Origin of the sequence: Gordonia sp. (in: high G+C Gram-positive bacteria), assembly GCF_049299075.1 — a bacterium.
Taxonomy (GTDB): domain Bacteria; phylum Actinomycetota; class Actinomycetes; order Mycobacteriales; family Mycobacteriaceae; genus Gordonia.
Window position 1 is genome coordinate 1 of sequence record NZ_JBAQWU010000232.1, and the last position, 1,723, is coordinate 1,723.

Here is a 1,723-nt window from a genome sequence, read left to right on the forward strand (position 1 = left end):
GTGGTCAACGCCGCACCGTCCCGAGTGTCGGCGATAGCCCGCGCCGAGCGGGCCGACGAATTGCCCGCGTGATCCTACTTTCGACCTCGCCCGGAACCGTCCGGGAAGCGTCGGCGTCGGACTGTGACAGCCCTCGGCGGAAGTTCAGCAGCAGTTCAGGTTGTGCACAGAAGTCGGGCGGACTGCATCCGCAGCCCTCAGAGCGGGCTAGAATGCTATGACCATAGGACCGGAGGATCTGCGTGAGCGTGTCGAAGCGGCGCCGGTGGCCCCGAGTAATCGCGGGCACCGCTAGCGCGTTCGTCCTGCTCGCGACCGGCGTTGCGGGTGCGGGTGCGATCGCCTATCAGAACCTGGACGACAACATCCGGACCCAGGACATCTCCTCGTTACTCGGTCCACGCCCCGACCGCTCCTCCGACACCGACTCGAACGAGCCGCTGAACATTCTGTTGATGGGGTCAGATACCCGAATCGGGGCCGACAACGGCGACTACGGCAGCACCTCGGAGATCCAAGGGGCCCGCTCGGACACCACCATTCTGCTGCACGTCTCCGGGGACCGGAAGAGCGCGTTTGCGGTCAGCATCCCGCGGGATTCGAAGGTGCAGATTCCCGCCTGCACAGATGCGGCCGGCCAACCGGTCGCACCCCAGCAGGAACGATTCAATGAGGCGTTCAACGACGGCGGGCCGGCCTGTACGGTGAAGACCGTCGAAGCTCTGACCGGTGTCTACATCGACCACTTCATGCTGGTCGACTTCACCGGATTCAAAGGTGTAGTGGAGGCGCTCGGCGGGGTCGAGGTCTGCGTGAACGAACCCGTTGATGATCCGCTGAGCGGCCTCAGCCTTCCCGCCGGCAAAAGCACCCTCACCGGCGAGCCGGCGCTCTCCTTCGTTCGGGCCCGCTACAGCCTAGGCGACGGTTCGGACATCGGCCGGATCAGCCGGCAACAGGACTTCCTCGCATCCGCTCTGCGCAAGGCCACGAGTACCCAGATCCTGACCAACCCGGTGCGGCTCTACCGAGTACTGGACCGGGCGACATCGTCATTGACGACCGATCCAGGGCTGGGCGGCCTGGAGAAGATTCAGGACCTCGCCACCAGTATGAGCGGCATCTCCCCCAGCAAGGTCACGTTCCTGACCGTGCCGTGGACCGAGAATGAGGACCACGCGACTATCTCCTGGGACCGGGCGAAGGCTGACCAGATCTGGGAAGCGATGAAGGACGACACCGGTTGGCCGCCACCGCCGACGGTGCCGCAGGGCCAGAAGGCGCTCACGGTTGCCCCGGCCGACATCAGGGTTCGGGTGCTCAATGCCACTAAGACTCCCGGCCGGGCAGAGGCTGTCGCCGCAGATCTGCAACGCGCTGGCTACCAGGTCGTCGAGTCCGGCGGGTTCCCGAATTCGGATCTCCAGCAGACCCAGTTGTTTGTGCCCCCAGGCGATACGGAGGCCGCCCGCACGCTGGCCTACGCCTTGCAGACGAAGGCGGTCCGTCCCAGTACCGACGACTCCGAATTGATGACCGTGATCGTTGGCGCTGACTACACCGGCGTTCTGCCGGTTGTCACGACCCCGAAGCCTGCGGTCCCCGGCGCTCCCACCGACACCACCGGTAAGAACGCCGCCAAGCCCGTCTGTTCCTGACCCGTGCGCCTCCGAGGACGCTGACCGAATCGCTGATAGACATATCCGGTGTCAGGACCGAGTAG

The 1,723-nt window shown here is 65.2% G+C and carries 1 protein-coding gene; it reads left to right on the forward strand.

Going from position 1 to position 1,723, the window contains the following annotated elements; genetic code table 11:
• Positions 1 to 242: 242 nt before the first annotated feature.
• Positions 243 to 1,658 carry an LCP family protein gene (locus WAW85_RS07295; RefSeq protein WP_422558963.1) on the forward strand — a complete coding sequence of 472 codons (1,416 nt, stop codon included), beginning with the start codon at positions 243 to 245 and terminating at the stop codon, positions 1,656 to 1,658.
• The last annotated feature ends 65 nt before the right edge of the window (positions 1,659 to 1,723 follow it).